At 62.7% G+C, this 2257-nt stretch carries 2 protein-coding genes; both read right to left on the bottom strand.

Annotated features, from left to right (window positions below):
* The coding region (locus tag AC5JJ6_RS10220; protein WP_496041937.1) for a transposase at nucleotides 1–532 on the bottom strand (532 nt) is incomplete at its 3' end.
* 186 nt (nucleotides 533–718) lie between these two features.
* Nucleotides 719–2257, bottom strand: a 1539-nt coding sequence (locus tag AC5JJ6_RS10215) for a methyl-accepting chemotaxis protein (protein ID WP_496041936.1), incomplete at its 5' end; no start/stop codon positions are given.

Raw genomic sequence — 2257 nt, 5'->3', positions numbered from 1 at the left:
AGACATAAACATAGCGCCGGGCCGACAGGTCCCGCCGCTGCCAGCGCGTATAGTCTTCCGCCCAGCTCTCTTTCAGCCGCGCGATGACCGCGGGCGACAGGTTGGGCGCATCCTTGCCAAGCAGAACGCCCAGCGCCTCTTGGAAATCACCGGCCGAGACACCGCGCAGGTACAGGATCGGCAGCAAAGCATCCAAGCTCGTCGTCCGCCGTGCCCAGCGCGGCAGCAGTGCCGAACTGAACCGGATCCGCTCGGCAGCCGGACCGGGATCCCGGTCACGGACCTTGACCCGCTGGAGCTCGACCGGCCCGATCCCGGTCTGGATCACGCGTTCCGGTCCATGGCCATGGCGGACCAGGCGGTCTCGGCCATCGGCCAGCTTCAGGTCCTTCTTCGACGCCAGGAAGACTTCCACCTCGGCCTCGATGGCCTGTTCGAGTAATCGGCGTGCGCCACACCGCAAAAGCGCTGTCAGCGGATCATCGATCTCGTTGGGCTGGCGAAGCTGGACAATGCTGTTATCCTCGTTCATGGCGTATCGCTCCCTCGTGGAGGTTCTGGCAGGCTTCAAGCACCTACCTCGATACGCCGCCTTGCTCACCTCGTCATCACCCAGTTTCCGTCATAGCTCGGGCTACAGCGCATGTGCCTATGCCAGAACAATCCTGAATAAAGACCCTGCAGTGGATACCGCGGGGTTGGATCGAAAGAAGTCGGATCAGGCGGCCCTTACGGTGGCGATGAAGCTCGCGACTTCGCTGCGCAGCTTCTCCGCTTCGCGCGCCAGACCTTCGGAGGCACCGAGCACCTGGGATGCTGCGGCTCCTGTCTCCCCAGCTGCTTGGGTCACGCCGGTAATGTTGGCAGACACTTCCTCGGTGCCCCGCGCCGCCTGACTGACGTTGGAGGAGATGTCGCGGGTGGCGGCACTTTGCTCCTCAATGGCGGCGGCGATGGTCGTGGTGATCTCGTTCATCTGGCCGATCGTTCTGCCGATACTGTCAATCGCCGCCTGAGCCCCGCCAGTGGCACCCTGAATTTCCTTGACCTTGGCTTGGATCTCCTCGGTTGCCCGGGCGGTTTGCGTTGCCAACGTCTTGACCTCGCTGGCGACCACGGCGAAGCCCTTGCCGGCCTCCCCGGCACGCGCTGCCTCGATGGTGGCGTTGAGCGCCAGCAGGTTGGTCTGGCCGGCGATGCTGTTGATCAGCTCCACCACCTGCCCAATCTGCTCGGCCGCCTGAACGAGCATCTTCATCGTCTCGTTGGTCCGTTCGGCCTCGCTGACTGCCTGCCCGGCGATCCGGCTGGAGCTGTTGATCTGGCGGCCGATCTCGGCGATCGAGGAGGATAGTTCCTCGGTTGCGGCTGCCACGGTCTGGACGTTGGCGGAGGCTTCCTCCGAGGCTGCCGCGACCATTGTCGCCTGCTGGCTGGTCGTGTCGGCGGTGTGGGTCATGACGGATGCGGTGCTCTGCATTTCGGTGGCGGCCGACGCGACCGTCTCGACAATGCCCTTGACGCTTGCTTCGAAGGAGTTGGCAAGCTGGACCATCGCCGCCTTGCGCTCGGCGGCGGCACGCATCTCGGCTTCCTTTGCTTCCCCTTCCATTCGGCGTGTGCGGACCATGTTGTCCCTGAAGACCTGGACGGCGCCAGCCATCTGGCCGATCTCGTCTTTGCGTCCGGCAGCCGGGATCGCGAGATCAGTGTCTCCACCGGCAAGCCTGCGCATGGCCTCGGTCATGGAGATGACCGGAATGGCGATGCTGCGCCCGATCAACCAAGCGAGAGCCAATCCGAGTGTTATTGCAGTGGCACAGAGCACGAGAGTTGTGGTTTTGGCAGCCTCCGCGTCACTGGTGGCCTCCGCCTCCACCTCCGCCTGTCTGCCGGCTGCGATAGTGTGGATGTTTGATGATTTTTCCTGGATCGAGGCCATGGTCTCCGCCATGGGACCATTGACCAGGCTTTCCATCTCCAGGGTCAGTGACGCCAGTTCTGCAAAACCCTGGCTATAGCGTGACAGCAGCATTCTCACATCTTTCAGCCGCTCGCCTTGTCCAGGGGCGACCAGATTTGCCGCCATTTTGCTGAGCTGGCTATCGACGCCGTCAAGTTCCTTTGCAACGCGCTCAGCTTCCTCCTTTTTCTTCGAACCGAGGAAACGGGCAGCAACAACCCGGGCCAGCAGGAAGTTTTCTCCCGCCTGTGCTGTCTCAGCAATCAGATCGGTGTTGCCGCTGGATACTTCTGC

The organism is Skermanella sp. (assembly GCF_059503625.1).
The sequence above is the reverse complement of the archived record's forward strand: the minus strand, read 5'-3'. Positions and strand labels throughout refer to the sequence as shown.